The organism is Vibrio sp. 03_296, assembly GCF_002265885.1.
In genome coordinates this window covers 15956-41535 of record NZ_NPKW01000059.1, presented here as the reverse complement: position 1 = coordinate 41535, position 25580 = coordinate 15956, and the positions used below count along the sequence as shown (strand labels likewise).

Below are 25580 nucleotides of genomic sequence, written 5' to 3'. Positions count from 1 at the left end.
TTACTCGATGTGGAATTTTTTATCGAAACGACTGATCAACAAAATTTTGCGCACTTGCGGTAAGGTGTTGATGATCTTAATTCGCCCATCGGCACTGTTGAGATGTTTTTGCATGTTGAGCAACATGCCAAGCCCCGCACTATCAATGTAGTCTACTTTGCGTAAATCGATAATAAACTGGCTATTGAGGTGCTCGGTGTAAGCGTTTCTAAACTCTTGCACCAAGTTAAATCCAAAGGCCCCTTCTATTGCTAAGGTCACCGTATTGCTTGTTTTATCAACTTCTTTCATCACTGACATCTTGCCTTCCCCTAGCTGAGCCGTTGTTGACGGTAAGCCCTCAAAAGAGCTCTACCTCGCCTTCATCAATACTGACTTGATTCGCTGCCCCTTCGCCACGCCCTTGTTCTTGTCGTTCCAATGACTCAACCTGTTGGATCAGATCATCGCTGCTGATTTGGCTGGCGGCATGTTGTTTGATCAATTGCTGAAGCGCTTCAACGTTCTGCATAGTGTGAGAGGCAAAGTCCCCTTGCTGAACCACAATATCGGCAAACTGTAACGCTCGGATGCCCGAGGAGACTTTCTGCGCTAACTGAGCACCCAATTCATGGATTTGCTGTACTTGCGCTTCCACCATCTCATTCACTTTTTGTACGCCGCGCAGCATTTCATCCACTTCTTCTTTGGATTCGATGGCCACCGTCATATCGATCGATGCCATTTCACCCACGGTGTGATTGGCTTGCTTAACTGTATTCAAAGCGATGTTTATTTCCCGTTCGATTTGGTTATTGAGCGATTCCGCTTTGACCGATAAATCACGCACTTCTTGGGCAACAACGGCAAAACCACGCCCTTGCTCACCCGCTCTCGCCGCTTCAATTGCCGCGTTCAAGGCCAATAAGTTGGTTTGTTCAGAAAGCCCGCGAACTTGATTGAGCAGTTTAAATACCGCGTCCAGTTTGTCCGACATATCATGAATACTGTGGACTGCCGAGATGCTTTTCTCTGACACGTTGATCAGGATATCGATGTAGCGATTGATGATTTTTTCCGTTCTGGGCATGACGTTAGCGATGCTGTTCTCGCTGTTTTGATTGGCAAGGAGATCGTCCACCAAGCGTTCAGAAACTTGGCTTTGCTCTTCACAGGTGCGCTGTAAACCAAAAAAGCTGTCGTTTAGGGTTTCTACCGAGGCTTCAATAACGCTTTTCTGTTTCGCCAGAGGTTGCTCTACGCGCGGTATCGCCGTTTGCAGAAAATGACCCACAGTCCCCCACGCAGGATCGGCTTTTTTCTCTCTCTCAACACGGGCACTTTCGCTATTTTCATCGCGGCCCAGAGAAAAAATCGAGGGTAAAACAAACCAAGGAATGGCGGCCGCAATAATCATCAGTGCAATATTGCCCATGGAGTTGGCGATCATTGCGCCAAAGGTGAGCGCCACGATTTGACAAAACACCGCGATGAGGTAACGAGTTCGATAATTTATTTGTGCCGATTTTTCCATATTCGCCTACCTGACAAAATCCATTATGTAACTTTTTGCTTATGTTTTCTTCTAGCTTAGTAGATCGCACAAAAACTGAGGAAGTTTATTGAGGGGTTTGATGTGCATGGCGGCGCCACATTCCACCGCAGCTCGTGGCATGCCATACACCACGCAACTCTGCTCATCTTGCGCCACGGTGATGGCTCCTTGCTGCTTCATTTGCAGCATGCCTTGCGCGCCATCTTTCCCCATTCCAGTGAGGATCACGCCTATCGCTTTGCCTTTTAAACTTTCCGCGACTGAGCCAAACATCACATCCACCGACGGCTTGTGTCGATTCACCGCCGGGCTGTCATCCAAATGGGCGTACAACTGCCCTCCGCGGCGAAACACCATTAAGTGTTTGTCACCCGGGGCAACATAGGCATGATTGGCTTTTAAGGCGACTTCCCCCTGAGTCAGTTCGCTGACACTCAACGCACAACTGGCGTCCAATCGGCAGGCAAATGGGCCAGAAAACATCGCACTGATGTGCTGGGTAATCACAATCGGTGGCATGCTTGCAGGCAAGACTGAGAGCAGATGTTTCACCGCCTCGGTACCTCCGGTGGAAGCGCCGATGGCAATGAGCTGATATTGGCTAGTGGAAACCGCACTGCTGCTGGCCACCGCTGGCGACATGCTTTGATTCGCCCCCACTTGCGCCTGAGCGGCCATGCGGATTTTTTCGTTCACTAAGCTGCGATAACCCAGCATATCGGCGGTATTGGCCACCGATGGTTTGGGAAAATAATCCACTGCGCCAAGCTCTAAAGCCATGAGTGTCGCGTCTGCGCCATGCTGAGTGAGCGTTGAAATCATCACTACGGGCAAAGGATGCAGGCGCATAAGATTTTTGAGAAACTGAACACCATTCATCTTGGGCATTTCGATGTCGAGGGTCAGTACATCTGGCTTTAAGGCTTTGATCATCTCACGCGCTTGATAAGGATCTTCAGCCGCGCCGATCACTTCCAATTGAGGATCCGAATTAATGATCTCCGAGAGCAAGGCTCTGAAAACGGGTGAATCATCCACCACCAAGACTTTAATCTTCTTACTCATCAAAATAACTCCACCTCTGATCCTTTATCGGTTTGCTTCTCCAAGGTATGGGCATAACGCTCTTCTTCACGGCGAAGATGATTGATCTCCGCAAAGGGAATGCGTTTCAGCCATGCTTTGCCTGTGAGGGGGTCAAACATGATCTTTCTTGGCTCTAAGCCACCGAGATCGTACGCCACCACCTCCAACCCTTCTTGCTCGGCGTAATGCAGCACAAACTCGACATTTTTCTCACCGATCATCGAATGAAAGCCCATCATCTGTGCTCCGCCAAACAGCTTCATTCGTAAGCGCTCACGGCGAGCCCCCAGCGAGAGCAATTGGTTAAGCAGCATCTCCATCGCATAACTGCCATAACGTGACGCGCCAGAGAGTAGCTCATCGGCATGCCAGTGCTTCTCTTCAAAATGGTTGTGAAACGGCAACAGAAAGTGATTCATGCCACCAACGCGTTTAACCGGGTCCCAAATGCAGGCTGAAACGCATGAGCCTAATCCGGTACAAATCAGTTCTTCCTGACCACTGACATACACGCCGCCGGGCAACACTTTGATCATGTGCAGCCCGCGCTGCTCGTTAAAAAAGCGGCTGTAATACGCTTCTTCATGGGCTTGAAAATGGTGATTAATTGAGTCGAGCATCATGTTGCCTTAGCGCTGTTACGCTTTGATATAAATTGTTTTTCCGAGATGTTTAAACAACTGACAATCGCTGCCGACGCTTTCCGAATGGCCCAGAAACAGCACGCCGTCATCTTGAAGTTGATGATAGAAACGTTCAATCAAACGTTGCTGTGTCGGTTTATCGAAATAAATCATCACGTTACGGCAAGAAATCAGATCAAACTTCTGCTGCATTGGCCAAGCATCAAGCAAATTAAGCTGACGAAAAGCGACGTGTTGCTTGAGGCATTCTTTCACTTTGATATTGCCGGCTTGTGCCCCTTTACCGCGCAAAAAATTGCCTTTGAGGTAACGCGTTGGAATGCACTCCAGAGCGCTCTCTTCATAAATACCTTGCTGCGCGCGTTGCAAGACGTTGGTATCCAAATCCGTTGCTAGCAGTTGGCAATCAATCCCAGCCTGCCATAAGCCACTTTGCTGAATGCTGGCCAGGTAGCTGTAAGGCTCCTCACCAGTCGAGCACCCAGCAGACCAGATTCTGACTTTCTTTTTGCGTTGATCGCGCCAATAAGGAAACAACTGGCTTTCGAGAAACTCTATGTGGTGGATCTCGCGGAAAAAATGCGTTTTGTTGGTGGTGAGCGCATTGATAAACGCCATGCGATCGTCTGGATTATTCTCAATGCACTCACGATAGTCGGCAAAACGCTTTAACCCTTTTTCCCGCAGCTTGCGACTCAAGCGGCCATAGACCATGGCCCGCTTGTGGTCAGACAAAAAGATCCCAACGTGTTTGTGAATAAACCACTGCACGTATTTGAAATCTTTATCGGTCAGCTCAAACTCTTGCGCAGGTTCAAGCGTAACTTCACTGCTTAGAACTCTTCCCATTCGTCGCTTTCCTCCGCTCTAAAACCGGAATTGGCTACTTTTGGCTTTTTCATTTCACTGATGTTGCCGCGTGTGGGCATCGCGGTCACTTTTGCTGCCGATGGCGCGGCACTTGGCGATGTCTCTAACGTGGTAACGCTGCTGTCGGTGCTAAAGAAGCTCATGAGATTGAGCAGCTCTTTACCTTCCGCTTTGAGCGATTGGCTGGCCGCGGAGGTCTCTTCCACCAGTGAAGCGTTTTGCTGCGTCATCTCGTCCATGGTCGCGACCGCACGGTTAATTTCATCAATACCTGTCGACTGTTCGATGCTCGACTGGGCAATTTGACTGATGAGGCCCGTGACTTTTTCCACCGCAGCGACGATATCGTTGAGCGTCGCCCCCGATTCATCCACCAAGCGCGACCCTTCATCCACTTTCTCGACGCTGTCTTTGATCAGCCCTTTGATCTCTTTTGCTGCCGCAGCACTGCGCTGAGCCAGATTACGCACTTCACCCGCAACCACGGCAAAACCGCGCCCTTGTTCGCCCGCACGCGCCGCTTCCACGGCGGCATTGAGCGCCAATAGATTGGTTTGGAAGGCGATTTCATCAATCACGCCAATGATGTCGGAAATCTTCTTACTGGCCGTGTTGATTTCAGCCATGGCCGCCACCGCTTGGCCCACCACATCGCCGCCTTTGCGTGCTTTTTTCGCGGCATCTTCAGAGAGCTCATTGGCGCCTTTGGCGTTGTCGGCGTTTTGTCGCACCGTTGCGGTCATCTGCTCCATACTGGCCGCGGTTTCTTCTAAGTTTGACGCCTGCGCTTCTACACGTTGGCTAAGGTCATTATTGCCATCGGCAATTTCCGTTGAGGCGGTGGCAACGCGCGCCGAAGAGACGGTAATTTTGTCGACCATGTTACGAATATTGAGAATCGAGGTGTTGACCGCTTCGGCCAAACGACCAAACTCGCCTTGGTGGGTATCGCTCATCTTCGTTTTCAAATCGCCGTTAGCCACTTTACTCATCACTTGAATACACTGATCAAGCGGTTCGACCAAGGTATCGAGCAGGCTATTAATGCCGTCTCCCAACTCTTTCATAAAGCCGCTGTAAACCGAGGTATCAATACGCTCTTTGAGCTGCCCCGCAATCGCTTTTTGAATCAAGCTTTCCACCTGACGCTGACCATCTCGTTGCTCCGTGATATCAATCCATTGCAACGCAGGCCCCATGTAGTTGCCGCTGCCATCTCGCATCGCAATACAAGTGAGGTTGAACTCGAGCGAGCCGACCTTGATATCGGAGCTAAATGGCAAGCGATCAGGATTTGAGATGATCGCCTGTTGGTGAGCGGGATTTTTATGGAACACATCAATGCTTTTGCCGACCAAATTGCGAGAATCAAACCCTGGTAAGGATTTTTGCAGTTCCGACTCTCGACTGCGCAGTAAGTTTTCCAACGCAGGATTGAGGTAGCGAATGATGCCGTTTTTATCGGCCATCATTAGGTTGGTGGTCATCCCCGCAACGGCGGAAGCAAGTCGCCCAACTTGTTCTTCGTTGATGCGCTGCTCCGTTACATCGCGCCACTCCAAACTGTTGCCTATGTATTCGCCTTTGGCGTTTTTCACCGCCGCAACGTTAAGCTCAATGCGAATGTCGCCCACCACAATGTCGGTACGATATGGCAAGTTATTTGGGTCGGCGAGCAACTTTCGTTGATGCGCTGGATTACGGTGAAACTCATCAATGCAGCGCCCCATTAACCACTCTTTGCTGGCAGTAAAGCCAGACCAAACGCCACGAAAGGCCGCTTCGTGGCGACGAAATAAGGTGACGGTTTCTTCGTTGACGTAGGTAATGAGGAAATCACGATCGATCATGACCATCGCCGTTTGTGCTTGATCTATCGCCGCCTGCAAGCGGGCGATGCTGTCTTCTTTGCGGCGCTCTTCGGTGACGTCTTGCCATTCTAAGGTGTTGCCAACGTAGTTTCCCGCCGAGTCCAACATCGCGCCCACATTCAGCTCTAAGCGTACGTCGTCAATGGCAATCACAGTGCTGTAAGGTAAGTTCGCTGGGGTGGAAAGCAGTTGCCTTTGATGCGCGGGGTTGCGGTGAAACATGTCGATGCATGCGCCCATCAAAAACTCTTTGTTGGCGCTAAAACTTGGCCAGAACTTACGAAATAACCCTTCATGCTGCTTAAATAAGGTCATCGATTGTTCGTTGATGTAGGTGATTTTGAAATCTCGATCCACCATCATCAATGCGGTTTTCGCTGTGTTCAGCGCCGAGAGTAACTGCTCTTTACTCAACTCTTCTTGCTCTTCAACTTCGTTTAACAACGTATCTCTAGGGTGAGATGTTTGCGGACGAAAGCTGTTGTGCGTTTCCTTGTTACGATTCCAAAATGCCATACCTGACCTCACATTAGCGCTTCTTCTACTGTCGTTCTGGTCAGCTCAGCCACATCAAATAGAGCTTCCAGATTAATAATGATCAAATGGCCATTGCTGGTTGCAGCGAGCCCTTTGATATAACGTTGTTCCATTTTCATGGTTTGCGGTGGTGGTTTGATTTCCCCTTCCTCTAGGGCATACACCTCCGCAACCGCGTCAACAATGATCCCCAACGGGTTGTGTTGCACATCATTGAGCACCACCACCACGGTGGTATTGCTGATGTGCGACGGAGGAAGATGAAAGCGCACACGCAGATCCGCAACCGGCACATATTCCCCTCGAATTTCCAATACGCCGACTAAATAGGCAGGTGCATTGGGCACTTTTCGCACGTCGCTCCAGCCTCGCACTTCTCGAACATCAAGAATGGGCACGCCGTATTCATCGTCATCAACCACAAAACTCAGATACTCTTGCAGCTCCATTAGCACGCCTCCTGAAATGATTCGATATCCATCAGCTCAGCGGTATCGAGTAAAGTCATCACCTCATCACCGACATTGACCAACCCAAGCATGAATGCGGAGACGGGGGTATCACCGATCGAGGTATAAAAATCATGAGATTTGAGACTGACGACATCCGAGACCGCATCCACCACAATCCCCATTAACCGCTCGTGATCTGTCGCTTGATGGCGCAGCACAATCACAACCGTGGTGGGTAAGTAGTGACACTCCCCCACGCAAAAACGCTGACGCAAATCCATCACAGGAACGATCATCCCGCGCAGGTTAATCACCCCTTTCACAAATGAGGAAGAACGAGGTATGGGAGTAGGCCTTTCCCAAACGCGGATCTCCTCCACATCACCAATGGCAATGCCATAGAGCTCATTGGCCAGCGTAAAACTGAGGTACTCGACTTTGTCTGCCGAGCTTTGTTCATCCATCGTTTGTGACTCAATCACTACGGTTTGCTCTGATTCCATGTTGGCCCCCTACGCGGCGATGCCGGAATTGCCGCTTTCAGTACGGCGTTTGAGGAAGTTGGTGATGAGCCCCTGCACATCCAAAATCAGTGACACTGAACCGTCCCCCAAAATGGTCGCCCCGGAAATGCCGGACACTTTTTGGTAGTTGGACTCTAAGCTCTTGATCACCACTTGCTGTTGGTCGAGCAGCTCGTCAATCAATAAACCGACACGCGTGCCAGCGGCTTCAACCACGCAGAGAATTTTGCTGCGAAACTCACGGCTGTGACCCATGGCAAACTCTTGCTGCAAACGCAAAATGGGGATGTTTTCTTCTCGCAGACGGTAAAGCTCTACCCCACCGGCGGCGTGTTTGATGTGGCGAGGGTCAATTTGAATGGATTCGATGATGGTGAGCAGCGGGATCACATACACCTCTCCGGCGACCTTGACGAGCTGACCATCCAGTATCGCCAGCGTAAGCGGTAAGCTAATGGTAAAGGCGCTGCCTTGCCCTTGTTGGGAGTCGACCTCAATGTGGCCGCCGAGTTCTTCAATATTGCGCTTCACCACGTCCATGCCGACGCCGCGGCCAGAGATGTCAGAAACCTGATCGGCAGTGGAAAAGCCAGGGGCAAATATCAGATTGACGATCTGTTTGTCTGACATCTCCTCGCGACGAGAATCCGCAGGCAGGACTTTTTTCTCAATGGCTTTTTGCCAAATGCGGTCGCAATGAATACCAGCGCCATCGTCCTTCACTTCAATGATGATTGAGCCGCCCTGATGGAACGCATTTAACGTGAGGGTGCCAAATGATGCCTTCCCTTGTTGTTGGCGCACATCCGGCATTTCAATCCCGTGGTCGATGCCATTTCTCACCAGATGCACGAGAGGATCCACAATGCGCTCCAGCACGGTTTTGTCGAGTTCGGTGTGTTCCCCATGGATTTGCAGATCCACTTCTTTGCCTAAGCGGCCACACAAATCACGCACCAAGCGTGGGAAACGGCTAAAGGCAAAACTCATCGGTAACATGCGAATGTTCAAAACATGTTCTTGCAAGTCTTTGCTGTTTTGCAGCAGCTGATCCAGACCCGCTTTGAGTTTCTCGAGTTTGTCGATGGAGAAGTCATTGCCGATCTCAGCCAGCATCGATTGGGTGATCACCAACTCACCCACCAAGTTAATTAAGTTATCGACTTTGTCGATGTCGACTCGAATGGAGGTCACTGCCGAGTCATTTTTGTTGCTGCGCGTGGCAGGTTTGGTCGCCGGTGTCGCTTGAGCGCTCTCACTGACCACTTCCACAGGGGCGATGACTGCCGGATTTTCCGCGGTTCCCGCCGCCTCTGCGTTTTGTACAGGCGGTGCGAGTAAGGTGATGTCCAGATCGCATTCGTCTTCTACCCATTCGAAAATTTCTTCGATCAGCGTTTTATCGACCGAACTTGACAACGTAATCGTCCAGTGGGTGTAGCAAAGTTCAGGATCGAGCGCTTGGATGTCGGGTAACTGACTCGCATCACAGCGTAGCTGCGCCTGATCATCGAGCTCTTTCAATTCTCGCAAAATACGTAGGGGATCATTACCGCTGTAAAAAATCGTCGGATGAGGACGAAAGACTACTTGCCACAAGCTGGCATCATCGGCCGGTGCGCTTCCTTCTTCGCTAAGCTCAGGCTCTGTCGGTTCGGTAGTGGATACCGAATCACTGGGTTCGTTGAATGAAGACGCGACGCTTTCACCATCATCACAATCTAGCAACTGAGCAAGTTCATCACTGACGTGTTGTAAGCGGCCCGTTTCCACGGGTTCACCCGCTTCATGGCCTTCCAGCAATAAACGAATGCCATCGCAGCTTCTTAGCAATACATCGACGCTGTCTCTGCTCATCACTAACTCGCCGATGCGCACTTTGTCGAGGTAAGCCTCGACCGTATGAGTAAATTCGCTGATATCTAGCAGGTTAAAGGTTGCCGCACCGCCTTTAATAGAATGCGCTGCGCGAAAAATCGTATCAATGAGATCTTTTTCAACCTGAGTGGGGTCGAGATTGAGGAGGATATCTTCCAAAACCTCCAAATTTTCTCGGCACTCTTCGTAGAACATTCTACGCAGTTGTTCCATATCCAAAGCCATCTGACGCTCCTTAGTCCGACATTGCCGCGCGCGGTTAAAGCACGCGTTTTAGTGTTTTGAGCAAAGTATCGGGATTAAAAGGCTTCACTAGCCAACCAGTCGCCCCTGCGGATTTTCCTTCCATCTTTTTTTCTGGGCTGGTTTCGGTGGTCAACATCAGAATGGGAATAAACTTGTATTGCGGTATCGCCCGCATGGCGCGCACTAATTCAAAGCCGCCCATGTTAGGCATGTTAACGTCGGAAATCACCACATCGAACTTGGTGGTTTTGGATTTTTGTAATGCGTCACTGCCATCATTGGCGGTTTCAACATCGTATCCAGCATCTTTTAATGTGTGACTGACCATTTGACGAATAGAGACAGAATCGTCCACTGCGAGAATCTTAACCATCTCAGCCCCCTAGATTTCAAACTGACACCAATTAATTGAGCTCATAACCCAGCAGTTCGATGCCTTCGGCAAGAACATCGGAGAACGCTGTGAGCTCGAGTGTTGAACCTGTTTGTTTGACGCTACGGATAAAGGAAACCAGCGCTTGGATACCGGAGGCATCCACTTTTCTCACTTCGCTTCCTATCAACTGAAGAGGTTGGTCTGATTCAAGCCATTGCAAATATTGAGAGCGGCATTCTTGTACCGAAGAAATATCCAAACACTCAGCCAGCCAACATTCCATGGATTTATCCTTATTGTCTTTCTTATAAACACAGGTGCATATTTTCAGTCTAGAAAGGATTTATTAATACGCAAATTCAGTAAGGATTCTTTTTTCAACTTGCTTTAAGCAAAGGGGCAAGATATTCGCTTTTCTTTAGAAAAAACAAAATGCTAGATAGACAGAAATGATGATAGATGAAATCGCTGGCGTTTCGCGCGCGGATTTACAGTGTAAATGCACTTGAGTCGCTGTGGCTCGCAACGTAGAAATAACTAGGAAGTGGCTTTTCAACGTGTTGACCAGAGAACGATGAAAAGCCAGTTTACAGTGTAAATTTGTTGAGCGAGACAGTTAATGCTCGTGACACAAGGCTGCAATATGCTGCCGTAAAAGCAGCTCGACTTGTTTACGCCCTGGCAATCCCGCCATTTGCGCGCACTCAGACCAAGTGTGATTTTGCAGTACTTTGCGAATCAACAGTTGCTCCACTTGGCTGGCTTCAAGCATCAACACCCAGCGCTTTAACCAAGGTAGTACGCTTTCAAAACTGTTACCGCCCAACGCATAGTGCCGAATCAACGAAAGAGCCTCAGAGGGCAATGCATTCGCTCCTAACGCTGGCAGCAGTGCGCGAACCACCTCGGGTTCGAGATCATTCAATGCCGAACTCAGCCATTCCGGCAAAGTCTGCTCAAACATGCGTTCGGCTTTTTCGACCCAATGTTCAGCACGGGATGTCAGCGGTTTAACCATCATCACCGCGTGACAACCGCTAGCCGCATCTCGACTAAAACCGACACGCACAGGGCGATATTGGCTATGTAGCCAGAACCGCACTAGAGACTCTGTTGCGCCAAAACTGGTGGAAAGAAAATCAACTTGCTGACCTGACTGCTGTTCAAGTTGCGACAACATAGCCTGCCCTATCCCGAGCGATTGATATTGAGGATGAACGGCAATACGCATGACTCGAAGCGAGCGTTGTTCTGCGGCGGCTTTTAATCCCAAATGGTTAGCCAGTGAGATCGCGATTAAATGACCTGAAGGACGACGCTGCCCCAACTGCACTTGCGTAATCAAAGCGCTTTCTAGCCCCCCCTCTTCAACGGTGAGCAAGCAGCCCAACACTTCACTATTGCATTCTGCCAGCCAAAGTTGACTGTTGGGATCGGACAGTAACTGCATCAAGTCGTTAGGTGAAGTTTGATAATGGGCGTTAACCAACAACGCAAAACAGGCTCGCAAGCGTGCTGGCTGCGCCAACAGTTCGCTTTTATCCACCAAACGTAAAGCAAGGTTTTCCAGCAGCACTTTCTCTGGCATCGGCAGTTCGGCATTGAGTAAAAAGGTGTCGTTGAGCCACGACTCAAGAGGGTCGTCTGGCAACCAACGAATGGGCGTATTGAGATGAAGATGTTTCATGCCTGGTCGCTGACTCTGCAACCAAGGTAAAAACTTGGCCGTAAAACCTCGGCCACATCCTTCGTAGCCATGAATGGTCGATGACAACACCACGCGGTGATAGTGCTCCATCATTCGTTTTAGCATCGGCAATGGAATGGCCGCCGCTTCATCAATCAACAAGAGATCGCATTTCGGTAGGCGCTGTAGCAAATCATCGGGGGCGACAAATTCCAGAACCGCATTCTCACTCTCTAGCTTGCTTTTGCTCTGTTGCCACACTACGCCATCCAATTGGCTCTGTGCATGGTGGAAAACCGGTTCGACTGCAGCGGGCGTGGGTGCGTTGAGCAAAATACGCATTTTTCGTGTTTTCATCAGTTGGCCGCTGGCAATACCAAGCGCACTGCTCTTGCCTCGGCCTCGGTCAGCGGTTAACAACAACGGGCGCTTACGATGACCCGTTACGACATGATGAACATGCTCAACGGCTTGTTGCTGCTGCGCAAAACGCGCTGTTGCGCTTGTGGGTAATGGCGGCCAAACGGGCTGATGAGTGATGCCATCACCGCCCATTTGAATCAACTGTTCAAACTGGCCAGTGAGCCACTGCTCCCACGGCGTATTGGCCGCATGCTCAGAGACCAGCAACAGCAACATGCCACCACCACATAGTGCTCCGCAGGCTGCACTAAAGCTGTTTGCATCAAACTGCTTACGACAATCGACCACCAACAACTGACACTCTTGCCCCAGCAGACGTTGACCTTGCTTCACTGACACACATTTGGTTGCGTCGTCGGCGCTGGCGATGCCCTCCCCCATGACAAACACCGAGCGAGGTGATTGCTCAGATAGTAAACGTTGCAACAACGCGGTTTGCCAGTCATCAGGCCCTTTAAGCACGACCCCAACTCGCCAGCCAGTTTGCTCAGCGTGTTGCTGAATGTGGATCAAAGATTCAATTTGCGCGTTCATCTTCACTACCAAAAACCAAAGTCGCGTTATGGTAGCACAAGATCAAAAAAAGCCGCATTCGCGGCTTTTTCAACTTACTTTCTAACGCAGTAAAGGCGTTAAACTAGCTTGCTCTCAAGGAACTGCAGAATCTCTTGCATGGTTTTGTCATCCACTTTTTTCAAGTTTAGTGACAAGTTGCTGCCTTTGCGGCTGTAGCTTGCGCGATCTTTCACTAGTTCAACTTTCTCAGCTTTAGCCTTCGCTTTTACTGGGCTCAGTTCCGCAATCCACGCTTCGATGTTTTCCGTCACTTCTTTGGTTAAACGAGCCACGCCTTGCGCTTGGCTGCGTTGCCAAACGAAGCCTTCGTTTGTGCGGCATTTATTGAGCAGCGCTTTTTGCTGCGGTTCTGCCAACGAATTATATTGCTTATGCAGCTTGACGATGGTTGGACGGCCAAGGTCGCTAACATTTGGATACGCTTGCAGTAACTCAAGTGGCAATGAAGCCGCTTTTAATGCGCCACTGACGAGCGCTTCGCTGCACTGGAACATTTTCGCCAGCGCTTTTTGGTCTTCCGCGTCGCCTTTTTCCAGTTTTGCCAACATCTCTTTGCCCTTCTCATACAAAGACAAAGGCTTGTGAGCGTTCGCCACATCAGAGAGGAACTTCGCATGTTCCGTGCTGATGTTATCCGCCACATAAACTAAGAAATCTTGGCCCGCCAAAATACAAGACATACGACGGCGACTACCGTCCAGCACTTCGATTTTGCCATCCGCCGTACGACGACCCACGGCGGGATATTGCTGACCGCGATCACGTAGCGTGGCCAAAACATCTGACAGTGCGTGCTCAGTTAAGAAAGATTGTTCACGCGCATTTTCTGCAAAAACGGAGGTTTGTGTTGCCACTTGATCGGCAGCAATACGGATCAGCTCGAAGGTCACCGTTTCTTCACCCGCGACCGCCAGTTCAATCACTTGTGCTTGTTCTTTTACTGCTGTTTGCGCTTCTTGCGGTGTTGCCACACGGCGTTTGTTCGCTTTGCCAAACAGTTTTGCATTGAGATCGGAAGTTTTAATCGCCATAACTTAATTACCCTTGATTCAATGAAGACCAGTAAGAATGCAGCACACGCTCTAGTTCCAATGCGCTCTTTTGTACTGCGTCTTGCGCCGTTGCTAAGGTCTTCTTGCCCCCTTCAAAATCACTTGTCGTGAGGTCAAATACCGTGCTGTATGTGTCGGCACAAGTTTCGAAAGCACGGCTACGTGGAATGGTGGCCATCATCACCTGATCACCAAGCAGATAGTTCATTTCTGTCAGCACAGAGACTTGCTTCTTGTTGTCGTCTTCAAACATGGTTGGCATCAGACGCACAAACTCTAACCCTTTCCAATCCTCTGGGAACATTTCGTACACAGTAGGGAGATGTTGGAAGAAGTTAACCGTTGACGCCCAGTCTAAACGCTTCGCCGCACATGGAATCAGCAGCGCATTGGAGGCGTACATCGCATTCCACACCAGTGGATCGACGTGAGGACCGGTATCAATCATGATGATGTCGAAGTCATCGGCAATCTTGTCAATCAGCTTTTCTTTCAGCAGACGTACAATGTCTAGCGATTGATTTTGCGACAAATATTGCCACGCTTCAGCATTGAACATCGCATCTTCAGGGAATGCAGAAATGGTCTTCAAGTTTGGATATTGCGTTGGTAGCAACACATTCTTATGAAGAAACGAGCGATCCACGTCGACGTTTTCCGGCACATTGTCCAACATGATATCCACCGCCGAGTAAATATTGTCGTGCTCAGCAATGCTAATTTGTGGATTAAGGAACAGACGTAGCGACCCTTGAGGATCCAAGTCAATCAAACAGATACGGTAGCGCTTGTCTAAATTCAGTGCCAAGCAAGCGGCTAAATGCACCGCCGTCATAGATTTGCCCGTACCACCCTTTTGGTTCTGTACGTTGATGATCCAAGGCTTGCCATTGCCACCATTTTTACGCTGGTGGAACTTGGGTACTCCCGCTGCGTCCATCAGCATGTGCGCTTCTTCAAGAGTGATCGAATAGTGATTCGCGTTATTCTTGGTAAACTGGTGACCTTCCGCTTCCATTTTACCGATGGCATCGTCCAACTTACGTCGGGTTAATCCAGAACGCGTTTCCATCAATGCTTTTGACATCGGCGGAAAATAATCATCACTGCGCTCTTCTAGCACTATCTCAATACGGTCGGCTTGCACCTGTTGGGTTGATTCAGCCAACTGCATGAGATTTTCGATCGTTTTTTCTCTTTTCATTGTCTATTCCTTTAAGAAATATCTTTCACCCGATTGTACAGCACTTTCAACTTATGACAACAAAAAGGTGAACGGTCATTTTGAAGAATAATCACATAAAAATGAATTCTTCACGTCATAATGATGTAAAAAACAGCAAAGACTGACTAATTGAGAAAATTCTTATTTAAAATCTAGCAAGCTGTAGCAACAAAGGAGCAAAGATTTAAAATGTTACGACGTCACATATTTACAATGTAAAGTCAAAATAACTCGGAACGATTGACATTGGTCACTAAACTACGGTCAATGTAAGATGAATTTTAACAGTGCGTATCAAAACGTTATGCCACTAGGTAAATACGAGGTCCATTTGTTCAATCAAGCAACATGGTGAGTTAGTGAGTCATTCCGAGCGTCGATATTTTTGTACAAAATACGTTCAAAAAAGCCTCAGTCCTATTCTATAAAAAGAACGAATCAACTCGTTTGAGCGCAAAAGAGGCCAATGTCCATCAACCCGATAGATGTCGACATTGCTTGATCATGCTTTCGACGATGGCGTAAAAACATGGAAAATGTTCATTTTGTGTCTTTGGAAGAATGATCAAGTGATGCTTTGATCATTCTTCCGGATAATGAGCGCCTATCGAAACGATGATCATGGCAATTCATACTGTAAAATAGGCCCTCCGATGATGCCGTCAATGATCCTTATAATACGGAAAGATGATCAAGTAGCGATGGAGGCGGAAGCATGAAAAAATATCACTAAGTTACGGCCAAATGCAGATAGAACGGGAGATCAAGCTCGTTTGGCTCAGTTCACTATCTGATGAGATTGGCTTTCACATTAGAATATTGACCTCGTTATACCGTGATCATGCTTTCGTATTTTAGTGATGAAATAGCGATGAAAGACAAGAAGATAGATTTGCTGATTGTTTAGCCAAACTCAGCGAGGATTGCGGAAAAAACATTCGCATCCTGACAAACAAGCTTTATGATGATCATGCTTCCGTCTGTTCATTATTGCGAATGACAACGTGAAAACAGCAAAGTTATTCTCACCGCTGTGGATAAGTTGTTTACTCATCATGATCATGCTTTCCTTCTTACGTTGATCACGCTTGCGTATCCATGATGATCATCTTTACGTTTCGATTTGATCATGTTTTCGCAGTCTATATGATCATGCTTTCTGGATTATTATGATCATGCTTCCAACAGAGCCAAAATAAACCTTTTGTTTTACAGTAGGTTACTCGCAAACTCGCCGCTAGATCAATAGATCATATAATCAATTAAGATCAGATTAATCAAAAAGATCAGTTATTTAAAAACAAGCTTTTTTCTTTATTTATGATCTATTTTTCTTTATCCTCTTGGAACTATAGCGCTTTTACGGTCAATGTGATCTGGATCTAGAATGACAACGGAAGAAAAAATACTGATCAAGGCTCCAAGAAGCCACAAAGATGGTCACCTATTTGAAGTCAATGAATCTTCAGCAGATTGGGTGGAGCAATATCAGCACTTCAAAGGGGTAACGAAAAGTATTCTTGAATTGTTAAACCTCATTTCATTAAGAGGCTTTAGCAGCAAAGATGGCTTGGTTTCCACCACAGAACTGGTTGAAGCAACCGATGGACACTTAACCCGAGCAGCGATTCAGCAACGACTGAGAGCGGCGGTCAGTATTGGTTTGTTCACTCAAACTCCGGTACGTTTTGAAGAAGGGCTCGCTGGAAAAACCATGCTGCATCACTTCGTCAATCCAAATAAATTGATTTCCGTTTTGGGTGCCACCAGCCTTGTCACTGAGAAAGTCAAACAGACCGAAAAAGAGAAGCGTTCTAAGGCACTGGCTCAAACCCAAGTGAATAAGCGGCTATTGAATGAACATGGTTTGAATACACCGCCTGGCATGAAGGATGAAGCGGATCAATTCGTGGTTTCTCCGACCAATTGGGCCGGCATTATTGATCAAGCTTTAGCACCACCAAGAACACGCAAAAATTACCAAAAATCGATGGTGTCGATTTCCGGTACACGCGCGGTGATCGAGACACGATCATCGAAAAACATCATGACAGTGGACGATCTCATGACGTTGTTTGCGCTGTTTACCTTGACGGTTCAGTACCATGATCACCACAAAGAAGAATATCAAATGGATGCGGCGCACATTCCAAACAAAACGCCGTTGTACATCACCGATATTCTGTCTCTACGTGGTAAAAAAGACAGTGGTCCGGCACGTGATTCTATTCGCGACAGCATCGATCGCATCGAATTTACCGATTTCCAACTGCACGAGCTTACTGGTCGTTGGTTAAGTGAAAACATGCCTGAAGGCTTCAAGAGTGATCGTTTCCGCTTCCTCGCACGCACCATTACCGCTTCGGAAGAGGCACCGACTGAGGGCAGTGATGGCGAGATCCGTATCAAACCTAACCTCTACATCTTGGTGTGGGAACCATCGTTTTACGAAGAACTGCTTACTCGCGACTATTTCTTCCTGTTCCCGCCTGAGATCTTGAAACAGCATACCTTGGTGTTTCAACTCTATTCCTATTTCCGGACGCGTATGGCACGCCGTCATACCGACAGCATGCTGCTTAGTGAACTTAACCAAAAATTGGCGCGAAACATTGAATGGCGTCGTTTTTCAATGGATCTGATCCGCGAATTGCGTCGACTGTCAGAAGGGAAGGGGACTGAGGATCTTTTCGTGGTCAATTTGTGGGGTTACCACCTAACGGTGGAAACGATCCAAGAACAAGACAAAGTGATCGATTACCAAGTCGATATCAAATGTGATGTCGAAGAGGTACTGCGTTACTCGCGCGCGCGCACCACTAATGCGGGTAAGCGCAACATGGCGCCAACCTTGCCAAACCCTCTGCGTAATGAAATGGTCAGCAAACAGAAGCTCGATGAGCTTTCAGGTATTATTGATGGTGAGTTTGAACCGATTCAGCGCAAAGAACGTTCTCCAAAAGGCAATTTGGGCCGCCGAGTGAAGTTACGTAAGCACTTAGTTGAGATCAATGCTGATGAAATCACTATTACCCTAACCAAATACACCTCCCCAGAGGCGCTAGAACGCAGTATAACGGCGTTATCGGCAATGACAGGGCATCCGTATGCTTCGATTAAAGAAGAGTGTCAGGAGCTTCTAGAGAAGCTGGATTTCATTCGGGTCGATGAAAGCATCTTGCCCTACGAAACTTTGAGTAAAGTGGTTGAGCTTTACAACGGTCAAACCGAAAACAAACATTTGTCCATTGAACGTTTGATCGCTGGCCTAGCGGTACGTCGTAAAGTGTGTCGCCAAGTCTTTGAGGGTCATTTGGATGAGACGGTTTTCCGCGCGCTCGACGAAGTCGCAGTCTAACCATAAACACCTTGATCATGCTTTCAGGCTTGAGAAGACTCAGGCCTGATTGGTGTTTGCTGAACGGATTGATTCACGTAACGAATTATTGCTAATTGCAACAAATTGTATATTGATGGAAAACAGACCGAACGTTAACAATTTGCTGACATTGCCCTATGCCAGCACCGCTAATATCAACCACGAATAGACAACCTTTTGTCCTTTCTGATGATTAATAGATTGGCTCATATTGTTACATTCATTCTGAATAGATTTCGCGAGTTCTTTTGAACTCGCTTTTTTTTGCCTGCTTAACGCGCGTCTCGATCTCGTGCTATACCTTGATCATCTTTCTGTCTCTGCGGGCTTCTAGTGCCAAATCACTTGATCATGCTTTCGAGGTTCATTCCACGCTAACGCTTCCATCAGTTTGACATGCCCTTCAATCAGACAATGTGCCCTAGTGAGCCAGTTTTGTTGATCTTCTTGCTGATTACAAAACTCTAAGCTCAGTACCGTCATGTGCTGCAAGCGCTTCATACACCAATCTCGAATGGCCAGATCGGTATTATGATCGCACGCTACGCGCTCGAGTTGACTTGACGTGTAGTTGAGAAACTCGAACGCGCACTCAGGATTGAGATAGCGGTGCTGCTGAAACAATCTTAGGCATCCATCTAGCCAACACGCTATCGCCTTGCTTTGATCGTCGCTAAGCTCGGGCCCAAACACCGAGTCCGGTGCAGAGAAGATGATCGTTTTCAGCGCATCACCTTGATCATGCTTTCGATCTTGGTACCAAGTCGAAATGTTGTTTAGCCAGATATAAAGATCCATTACGCCGCCTTAGTCCATTGTTTTACAAAATGATTTGGCCCAACTTGCTCACATTCATCCACCACTATGCTGCTTTGCTGACGAATCACGTCGGCATCTAATGAATAGTCTGGTTCACTTTTCACCAGATCACCAAATGGTAAGTCTGGATCGGGCACTGCGGAGATCAGCAACTTGGTGTAAGGGTGCTGCGGATTGCTCAAAATGGCGCGGGTGTCACCCCATTCGACAATCTGCCCTTTGTACATGACCGCGGTCTCTTCTGCGATGTAGTGCGCGGTAGCGAGATCGTGCGTGATGTATAGAAAGCCAATACCAAGCTCTTTTTTCATCCGCTGCATAAGGTTTAATACGCCTAAGCGAATGGACACGTCCAACATGGATGTCGGTTCATCCGCTAAAATGATTTGCGAACCCACCGCTAGCGCTCGGGCTAAATTGACACGTTGTCGTTGGCCGCCGCTCAACTGGTGGGGAAACTTGGTTAACGTCTCTTCGCTGAGCTCCACCAGCGCCAATAACTCGGTCAACTTAGCCGGTACTTCTGCGTCAGAGGACACTTGGCTATGAATTTTCAGAGGGCGAGCCAAATGATGCTCAATGGTGTGCGTTGGATTGAGTGAGCCAAACGGGTCTTGAAAGACCATTTGTACCTTGCCGCGGTAATCCAGTATCTCTTTGCGAGATTTAAGTTCTGAGATGTCTTTGCCCTGAAATAGGATCTCTCCTTCAGTGGGCGGGTAGACCTTGGTGATCAAACGGGCACAGGTGCTTTTCCCACATCCTGATTCTCCAACCAAGGCCAAGGTTTTGCCTGCATATAGGTTAAAACTAACACCATGCAATGCGCGAAACGACTCTTGGCGTGCGAAGCCTCCGCCGACAGTAAATTCTTTAACAACATTTTTAAGTTCAATGACGGGGGTTGTCATGATTACGCTCCTTGCTCGACGGTGCTATGCACATCATGAATATTGGGAAAAGAGGACCAAAGTTTCTGAGTGTATGGGTGCTTCGGGTGGTTGCGGATCTGATAGGAAAGATCCACTTCAACGATCTCGCCATGACGCATGATGGCAATGCGATCACACAGTTGACTCATCAGGGCAAGATCATGAGTGATAAAGAGCACTGAAAAACCAAACTCTTCACGCAACTGATAAATTTGTTGAAGGATCTCGCGTTGCACCACCACATCGAGCGCCGTGGTGGGCTCATCCATGATGATCAACTTCGGATTGAGAGACAGTGCAATCGCGATCACCAAACGCTGGCGCATCCCGCCACTAAACTGGTGTGGGTATTCACTTAAGCGGTGACGGGGAATATTGACCAGATCGAGCAGCTTTTCTGCTCGATCTTTGGCCTGAGTGTCGGAAAAACCGCTGTGGTGGCGAAGGACATCGGCAAATTGCTCCTCAATGGTCAGCACGGGATTGAGCGAATTCATCGCACTTTGAAACACCATGGCAATTTCGCTCCAACGCAACACGCTCAGAGCTTGATCGGACAACGCCAGCAAATTGCGACCTTCAAACAGAATTTCTCCCCCAGAGATAAACGCGGGTGGTTTGTGAAGGCGATTGATTGCAAAGGCAATGGTACTTTTTCCACACCCCGATTCGCCTGCGAGGCCAAAAATCTCCCCTCGACCAATATCGAAGCTCACGGACTTAACCGCATTGAAATCGCCGTTGTCGGTGATGTAATCGACACACAAATTCCTAACCTGCAACACGGGATCAGGATTTAACGCTTTGTCAGCGTGAAACACACTCATAGAGACACCTTATAATAATATAATGATAATTATTATCATTTATCAGGTGTTATGCGTTTGCAAAAGAACAAGGAAAGAATTTGTTGAACTGGCTCGAAAGACTGTGGTGATTGATGAGGAAAAGCCATGCGCTCAGCCAAGAAAATGAGAGCTTGATCAGCTTATTTTTGCAGGGGTAATTTCTTGAATGTACTTTGTCGATTTCGATTAAGCAAAAAGTTAATGACGGATTTATAATTTAGTTGGTAGAAGAGTGGAAATGGTCACATTTCCTCACTGTTTTGCTTAATTCACGAAATCGGGTTTGCTATAGATCGGGTGTCGAAAACATGGTGCGTTCGGAGGAGATATGTCCATTAATTCAATCAACCATGACGAGATTGCAGATATGGCTCACAAATGGGAAGTTTCTGAAGAAGAAGTCGTCCTAAGGCCAGAAAAGCAAGTGAAATCAGCAGAGGCGAGACGCCGAATTGAAGCGCTAAGAGAGATCCGCGAAAGTGGTCTGAGCATTGAAGAAGCCAAGGAACTAGGATTGCTTCACTAAGTCTTGCTAACGATATGATTTTATAAACTTTGAGGGTAGCATCATGCTACCCTTTGTGTTTTTAACCCTGCCATCAACGCGCTGTCTACCCCCGCTGCTGTTTGACAATCCTCCCGCTCGTTACTAAATACTATATCAATAAGATGTGCATTTTGTTTCTTATTCTTTGTATTGTGACGTCAGGAGCAACATCATGGAACAACCGATTTATTTCTATGAGCCAGATGAAAATCATGGTTTTCTCGCCAACTTCTATCCATGCTCAATCACCGTTTCTGGGACGTGCTGGCCGAGCAGTGAGCATTACTACCAAGCGCAAAAATTCGACGATGTTCGGCTGCAGGAAAAAGTGCTGAGGGCAGAAGATGCTGCACAAGCTTTTCGGCTTTCACGCGAATACCAGCAGTGGCAAAGGCATGACTGGTATGACATTCGAGTGGAAGTGATGAAATTCATTGTGCGAGAGAAGTTTTTGCAAAACACACCGCTAGCGCATCAACTGCTCGCGACCGGAGACACTGAACTGAAAGAACATTCGCACAAAGATGCCTTTTGGGGGGATGGGGGTGATGGTCATGGACGCAATGAGCTTGGGCGGATCTTGATGATGGTTCGAGAGGAGTTGCAAGAGCACGCGCCATACAATCTGGTGCAGTTTATTGACAGTGCTAAGTTGCCTACCCAATGGGGGACATTTCAAATGTATGGTTTCATAGAGAAAGCCACCGGGAAAGAGCATTTGGCGCTCGTGTATGGGGATATTGAACAACAGCCAGCGCCTTTGATTCGTCTGCACTCCGAGTGTCTAACAGGCGATGCGCTGTTTAGTGCCCGCTGTGATTGCGGTTTTCAGCTCGCTAAAGCCCTGCAAAACATCGTGGCAGAAGGGGCGGGTGTGTTGCTCTATTTACGGCAGGAAGGGCGGGGGATAGGCCTTATCAATAAAATTCGCGCTTATCACTTACAAGATGACGGGGCCGACACGGTGGAAGCTAACGAGCAACTTGGCTTTGGCGCCGACATGCGCGATTACGCGTTTTGTCGCGGCATTCTGAGTTTTCTCGGTATTGAGCGTGTGAGGCTGATGACCAACAACCCACGCAAAGTGAAGGCTCTGCAACTGGCCAACATTGAGGTGACGGAGCGCGTGCCGCTGCAAGAAGGCAATAATCCGCACAATCATCAGTATTTAAAAACCAAAGCCGATAAGCTGGGGCACATGTTTGATCGCAACTTTGTTAAACCTTAGTGTGCATAAAAACGAATAAGCAAAGCAAAAGGGCCGTGAGGCCCTTAAATGTATTTGTTGACAATGCGTTGTAACTCACCACTTTGTTTAATTTCTTTCAGTCGTTGGTTGATAAAGCGTTGTAGCGTTGCATCCATGTTTGGTGAGAATGCGAGGTAAATTTGATAGTCAGGGATGATTTTCTCGAAAGGTTGCAAAGCAAATTGTTCGGGATCTAACTTCAACTGCTGAATGTTGTAGTTCACCCTTGACGCCATTTCGACAAAAGCGGTGTCACCTGGCGTGCGGCTAACCACGCGAAACGCCGCTTGGTAATCTTTTACTCGAATTTCTTTCAACACCCCATCTTGAATGTATGGAGAGAGTTGGGGGTAATCAAACCCCATCAGCAGCACCACCCCTTTGTTTTTCAGATCGGAAATGTCATTGAAAGCGATTGGTTTCTTTCGGCTACTAACCAGCGTGTGTTTTACAGTGTAAATAGCTTCCTCAGAGAGATTCTCCGCCTGCACTTTCCCCCAGCCAGGGCTACCATAAGTGATCCAATTTGGCTCTCCACCGCTTTCTAAAATGGAGATCATACGATTGAACGGATAGGTATGAAAACGAAGCGTATGTTCACTGTTGGAAAAGATTGCACGGACAATGTCGGTGACGATGCCTTGCTGATCGTGCCCGTTTTGCTCAATTTGAAATGGCCTTGCCTGATTCGCAATCACGTAGTAGTTGACCTCTTGCGCTAAGGCAAAAGAAGAAAAGATCAGCATGGCTGTGCAAATCCATCTATTGAGCTGTTTCATACGCCCTCCGTTTTACTAATGAAAAGTCGCGACTATATTTATACTAGAACAAGTCATTTAAGGTGCTAGTTTCATATGAGAAAAAGTATGAACGGCAAGCGTCAGATAGGCATCGACAAGCAACTGATGATTGCGGTCATTTTGTTGAGCTTAGCCTTCACCTTGGCCAGTACGGGCTTCAATGTGTACTGGGATTACAAGCAAGAGCTAAAAAAACGACAAGCCGAGCTCAATTGGGTCGAGCAAAGTTATTTGCAAAGCCTAACGGAGAGCCTTTGGGTGGAAGATCGCCAGCACCTAGAATCGCAAGTACAAGGCATGATGACCTTGCCCTTTATTGACGCGATAGACATTGCTAACGAGAACGAAGTCATTGTCAACACGGGTGATGTTGGTCACTCGAAACGCGTGCTTGAGCGACGTTGGCCCATGGAATATCAGTTGGCAGACAATCATTATTTGTTGGCGAATTTGACGGTGCGCTCCAATCTCGATGAAGTCTACCAAGGGCTTTGGCGTAAGTTTGCGTTGCTGCTTGTCGGGGAATCGATCAAAACCTTCCTGTTGATGGTCGGGGTGATTTACATTGCTTTGTCGCTTATCGTGAAACCCATTAGCCTGTTGTCTCGAGCGGTGAGCGATTTTAAAGATGGTGAGACACCGAGCCGGCTTCGTTTGCCAGCGAGAGCGTTTGACGATGAAATCTCGCTACTGGCGGAGAAATACAACAGCAGTGTTGAGCGATTGCGTAGCAATTATGCGGAGTTAAAAAGCGCCAAAGAACAAGCGGAAGTGGCCAATGTGAAAAAAAGCGAATTTTTGGCCACCATGAGCCATGAAATCCGCACCCCGATGAACGGCATCATTGGCGTGGCTTCACTTTTGAAAGAGATGGATCTTTCCAGTGAGCAGAAACAGTATGTGGAGATGATCAATCACTCTTCAGAATCTTTACTCGACATCATCAACGACATTCTTGATTTCTCAAAAATTGAAGCAGGGAAAATCGCTATCTCCCTAGAACCATTTTGCCTAAGTGATCTCGTCGAGCAAATGTGCGCCATTTATACCCTCAAGGCGCATGCGAAAAATCTGCAATTTGTTGTTGAGCTGGCCGAGGATGTGCCACATACCATGAGTGGCGACAGCAAACACCTCAAACAAGTACTAAATAACCTATTGGGTAATGCGGTGAAGTTCACCGAGCGCGGCTATGTCAAGCTGGTGGTCGCGAAAGAGTTGGACGCGCAGCACATACCCCATATTCGCTTTCAGGTGTTTGACTCTGGCATTGGCATTGCGAAAGAGAAGCAAGAGTTGGTGTTTGAACGCTTTCAACAAGCCGATGGCAGCACCACCAGAAAATATGGCGGTACTGGCTTGGGGCTGGCCATTTGTCGTCGCCTAGTGAGTTTAATGGGGGGAGAATTAGAGCTCAAAAGCGAAGTCGGGTTAGGCAGTTGTTTTGAATTCAGTGTTCCTTGTGTTGATGGGGAAGGCGTGTTTGCCAAAGATCGCAAAGACAATGTGCGCCATTTGCAAGAGTTGGGGGTGACCGAGGTGGACTCAGAACCTTCCTCAGCTCATCAATCCAGCCAAGTTGCAGCGCTGCCAAGAGCCTTGCTGGTGGAAGATACTTTCATCAATCAAAAAGTCGCTAAGTTGATGCTAGAGAAAATCGGCTTGGCGGTGGACATCGCAGAAGATGGCGAGCAAGCCCTTGTGCTTTGTCAGCAGCAGCAATACGGCATCATTTTCATGGATTGCCAAATGCCGGTATTGGATGGCTTTGAAACCACGGAGATTTTGCGTGCCAGCGATGGCTGGACTCGTGATGTGCCGATCATCGCCTTAACCGCCAATGTGGTGGTGGAGGATAAACAGCGTTGTTTTGACGTCGGTATGACCGATTTTCTTGCCAAGCCAGTGACCCAGCAACGAATGAGTGACATGGTCAAACGTTATCTGCCTTTTGATGGTTCATCCACTGTCTCACATCGTCATCATCAGCCGTGATTCCTTTAGCTAAATTTCTATTCTGCCCAC

Annotated in this window: 22 protein-coding genes; 4 read left to right on the top strand and 18 right to left on the bottom strand. The window is 48.0% G+C overall.

Going from position 1 to position 25580, the window contains the following annotated elements; translation table 11 throughout:
• The 14 genes from CIK04_RS07045 to CIK04_RS06980 form a co-directional block, all read right to left on the bottom strand.
• The gene (locus tag CIK04_RS07045) at positions 1 to 300 is read right to left on the bottom strand and encodes an STAS domain-containing protein (RefSeq protein WP_011082053.1); all 300 of its coding nucleotides are present in this window, start codon (positions 298 to 300) and stop codon (positions 1 to 3) included.
• A 40-nt stretch (positions 301 to 340) separates the two neighbouring features.
• Positions 341 to 1513 carry a methyl-accepting chemotaxis protein gene (locus CIK04_RS07040; RefSeq protein WP_097353098.1) on the bottom strand — a complete coding sequence of 391 codons (1173 nt, stop codon included), beginning with the start codon at positions 1511 to 1513 and terminating at the stop codon, positions 341 to 343.
• Positions 1514 to 1564: 51 nt separating this feature from the next.
• Positions 1565 to 2599, bottom strand: a complete 1035-nt coding sequence (locus CIK04_RS07035; protein WP_176463298.1) for a chemotaxis response regulator protein-glutamate methylesterase — start codon at positions 2597 to 2599, stop codon at positions 1565 to 1567.
• The gene (cheD, locus tag CIK04_RS07030; RefSeq protein WP_038939276.1) at positions 2599 to 3243 is read right to left on the bottom strand and encodes a chemoreceptor glutamine deamidase CheD; all 645 of its coding nucleotides are present in this window, start codon (positions 3241 to 3243) and stop codon (positions 2599 to 2601) included. Before cheD ends, CIK04_RS07035 begins: the two co-directional genes overlap by 1 nt.
• Positions 3244 to 3258: 15 nt before the next feature.
• Positions 3259 to 4113 carry a protein-glutamate O-methyltransferase CheR gene (locus CIK04_RS07025; protein ID WP_095429652.1) on the bottom strand — a complete coding sequence of 285 codons (855 nt, stop codon included), beginning with the start codon at positions 4111 to 4113 and terminating at the stop codon, positions 3259 to 3261.
• Positions 4098 to 6521 (bottom strand): aerotaxis transducer Aer2, encoded by a 2424-nt coding sequence (gene aer2 / locus CIK04_RS07020; RefSeq protein WP_097353096.1) that lies wholly within the window; start codon positions 6519 to 6521, stop codon positions 4098 to 4100. The genes CIK04_RS07025 and aer2 overlap by 16 nt, the downstream gene beginning before the upstream one ends.
• 8 nt (positions 6522 to 6529) lie before the next feature.
• A complete protein-coding gene (locus tag CIK04_RS07015) occupies positions 6530 to 6991 on the bottom strand; it encodes a chemotaxis protein CheW (RefSeq protein ID WP_026050241.1) in 462 nt (153 codons plus the stop codon).
• A complete protein-coding gene (locus tag CIK04_RS07010) occupies positions 6991 to 7497 on the bottom strand; it encodes a chemotaxis protein CheW (protein WP_097353095.1) in 507 nt (168 codons plus the stop codon). The genes CIK04_RS07015 and CIK04_RS07010 overlap by 1 nt, the downstream gene beginning before the upstream one ends.
• Before the next feature lie 9 nt (positions 7498 to 7506).
• Positions 7507 to 9621: a chemotaxis protein CheA gene (locus tag CIK04_RS07005; RefSeq protein ID WP_097353094.1), complete on the bottom strand. Its 2115-nt coding sequence runs from the start codon at positions 9619 to 9621 to the stop codon at positions 7507 to 7509.
• A 34-nt stretch (positions 9622 to 9655) separates the two neighbouring features.
• Positions 9656 to 10015: a response regulator gene (locus CIK04_RS07000; protein WP_011082062.1), complete on the bottom strand. Its 360-nt coding sequence runs from the start codon at positions 10013 to 10015 to the stop codon at positions 9656 to 9658.
• Between the two features lie 31 nt (positions 10016 to 10046).
• On the bottom strand, positions 10047 to 10301 hold the full coding sequence (locus CIK04_RS06995) for an STAS domain-containing protein (RefSeq protein WP_011082063.1): 255 nt from the start codon (positions 10299 to 10301) through the stop codon (positions 10047 to 10049).
• A gap of 333 nt (positions 10302 to 10634) precedes the next feature.
• Positions 10635 to 12662, bottom strand: coding sequence for a tRNA(Met) cytidine acetyltransferase TmcA (locus tag CIK04_RS06990; RefSeq protein WP_097353093.1), 2028 nt, complete (start codon positions 12660 to 12662; stop codon positions 10635 to 10637).
• A gap of 98 nt (positions 12663 to 12760) precedes the next feature.
• Entirely contained in the window at positions 12761 to 13735 is a 975-nt protein-coding gene (locus CIK04_RS06985) for a ParB/RepB/Spo0J family partition protein (RefSeq protein WP_097353092.1), read from the bottom strand.
• Between the two features lie 7 nt (positions 13736 to 13742).
• Complete coding sequence (locus CIK04_RS06980; RefSeq protein WP_011082066.1) at positions 13743 to 14960, bottom strand: AAA family ATPase; 1218 nt, start codon at positions 14958 to 14960, stop codon at positions 13743 to 13745.
• 1408 nt (positions 14961 to 16368) lie between these two features.
• Here CIK04_RS06980 and CIK04_RS06975 point away from each other — a divergent pair.
• The gene (locus tag CIK04_RS06975) at positions 16369 to 18339 is read left to right on the top strand and encodes a replication initiator protein RctB domain-containing protein (protein ID WP_011082067.1); all 1971 of its coding nucleotides are present in this window, start codon (positions 16369 to 16371) and stop codon (positions 18337 to 18339) included.
• Positions 18340 to 18690: 351 nt separating this feature from the next.
• Here CIK04_RS06975 and CIK04_RS06970 read toward each other — a convergent pair whose 3' ends face one another.
• Genes CIK04_RS06970 through CIK04_RS06960 form a run of 3 tightly spaced genes read right to left on the bottom strand, consistent with a single transcriptional unit; the run spans position 18691 to position 20938 of the window.
• Entirely contained in the window at positions 18691 to 19158 is a 468-nt protein-coding gene (locus tag CIK04_RS06970; RefSeq protein ID WP_097353091.1) for a transcriptional regulator, read from the bottom strand.
• Complete coding sequence (locus CIK04_RS06965; RefSeq protein WP_097353090.1) at positions 19158 to 20090, bottom strand: ATP-binding cassette domain-containing protein; 933 nt, start codon at positions 20088 to 20090, stop codon at positions 19158 to 19160. The genes CIK04_RS06970 and CIK04_RS06965 overlap by 1 nt, the downstream gene beginning before the upstream one ends.
• Before the next feature lie 2 nt (positions 20091 to 20092).
• Complete coding sequence (locus tag CIK04_RS06960; protein WP_097353089.1) at positions 20093 to 20938, bottom strand: ABC transporter ATP-binding protein; 846 nt, start codon at positions 20936 to 20938, stop codon at positions 20093 to 20095.
• 349 nt (positions 20939 to 21287) lie between these two features.
• Here CIK04_RS06960 and CIK04_RS06955 point away from each other — a divergent pair, with 349 nt between their 5' ends.
• Positions 21288 to 21485: a PA3496 family putative envelope integrity protein gene (locus CIK04_RS06955; protein WP_017419900.1), complete on the top strand. Its 198-nt coding sequence runs from the start codon at positions 21288 to 21290 to the stop codon at positions 21483 to 21485.
• Between the two features lie 193 nt (positions 21486 to 21678).
• Positions 21679 to 22734 carry a GTP cyclohydrolase II gene (gene ribA, locus CIK04_RS06950; RefSeq protein WP_080938900.1) on the top strand — a complete coding sequence of 352 codons (1056 nt, stop codon included), beginning with the start codon at positions 21679 to 21681 and terminating at the stop codon, positions 22732 to 22734.
• 44 nt (positions 22735 to 22778) lie between these two features.
• Here the strand turns inward: ribA and CIK04_RS06945 are convergent, their stop codons facing one another.
• The gene (locus CIK04_RS06945) at positions 22779 to 23534 is read right to left on the bottom strand and encodes an ABC transporter substrate-binding protein (RefSeq protein ID WP_039536636.1); all 756 of its coding nucleotides are present in this window, start codon (positions 23532 to 23534) and stop codon (positions 22779 to 22781) included.
• A 75-nt stretch (positions 23535 to 23609) separates the two neighbouring features.
• On the opposite strand from CIK04_RS06945, the gene CIK04_RS06940 reads away from it, so the two are divergent.
• A complete protein-coding gene (locus CIK04_RS06940; protein WP_097353088.1) occupies positions 23610 to 25550 on the top strand; it encodes an ATP-binding protein in 1941 nt (646 codons plus the stop codon).
• Positions 25551 to 25580: the final 30 nt, after the last annotated feature.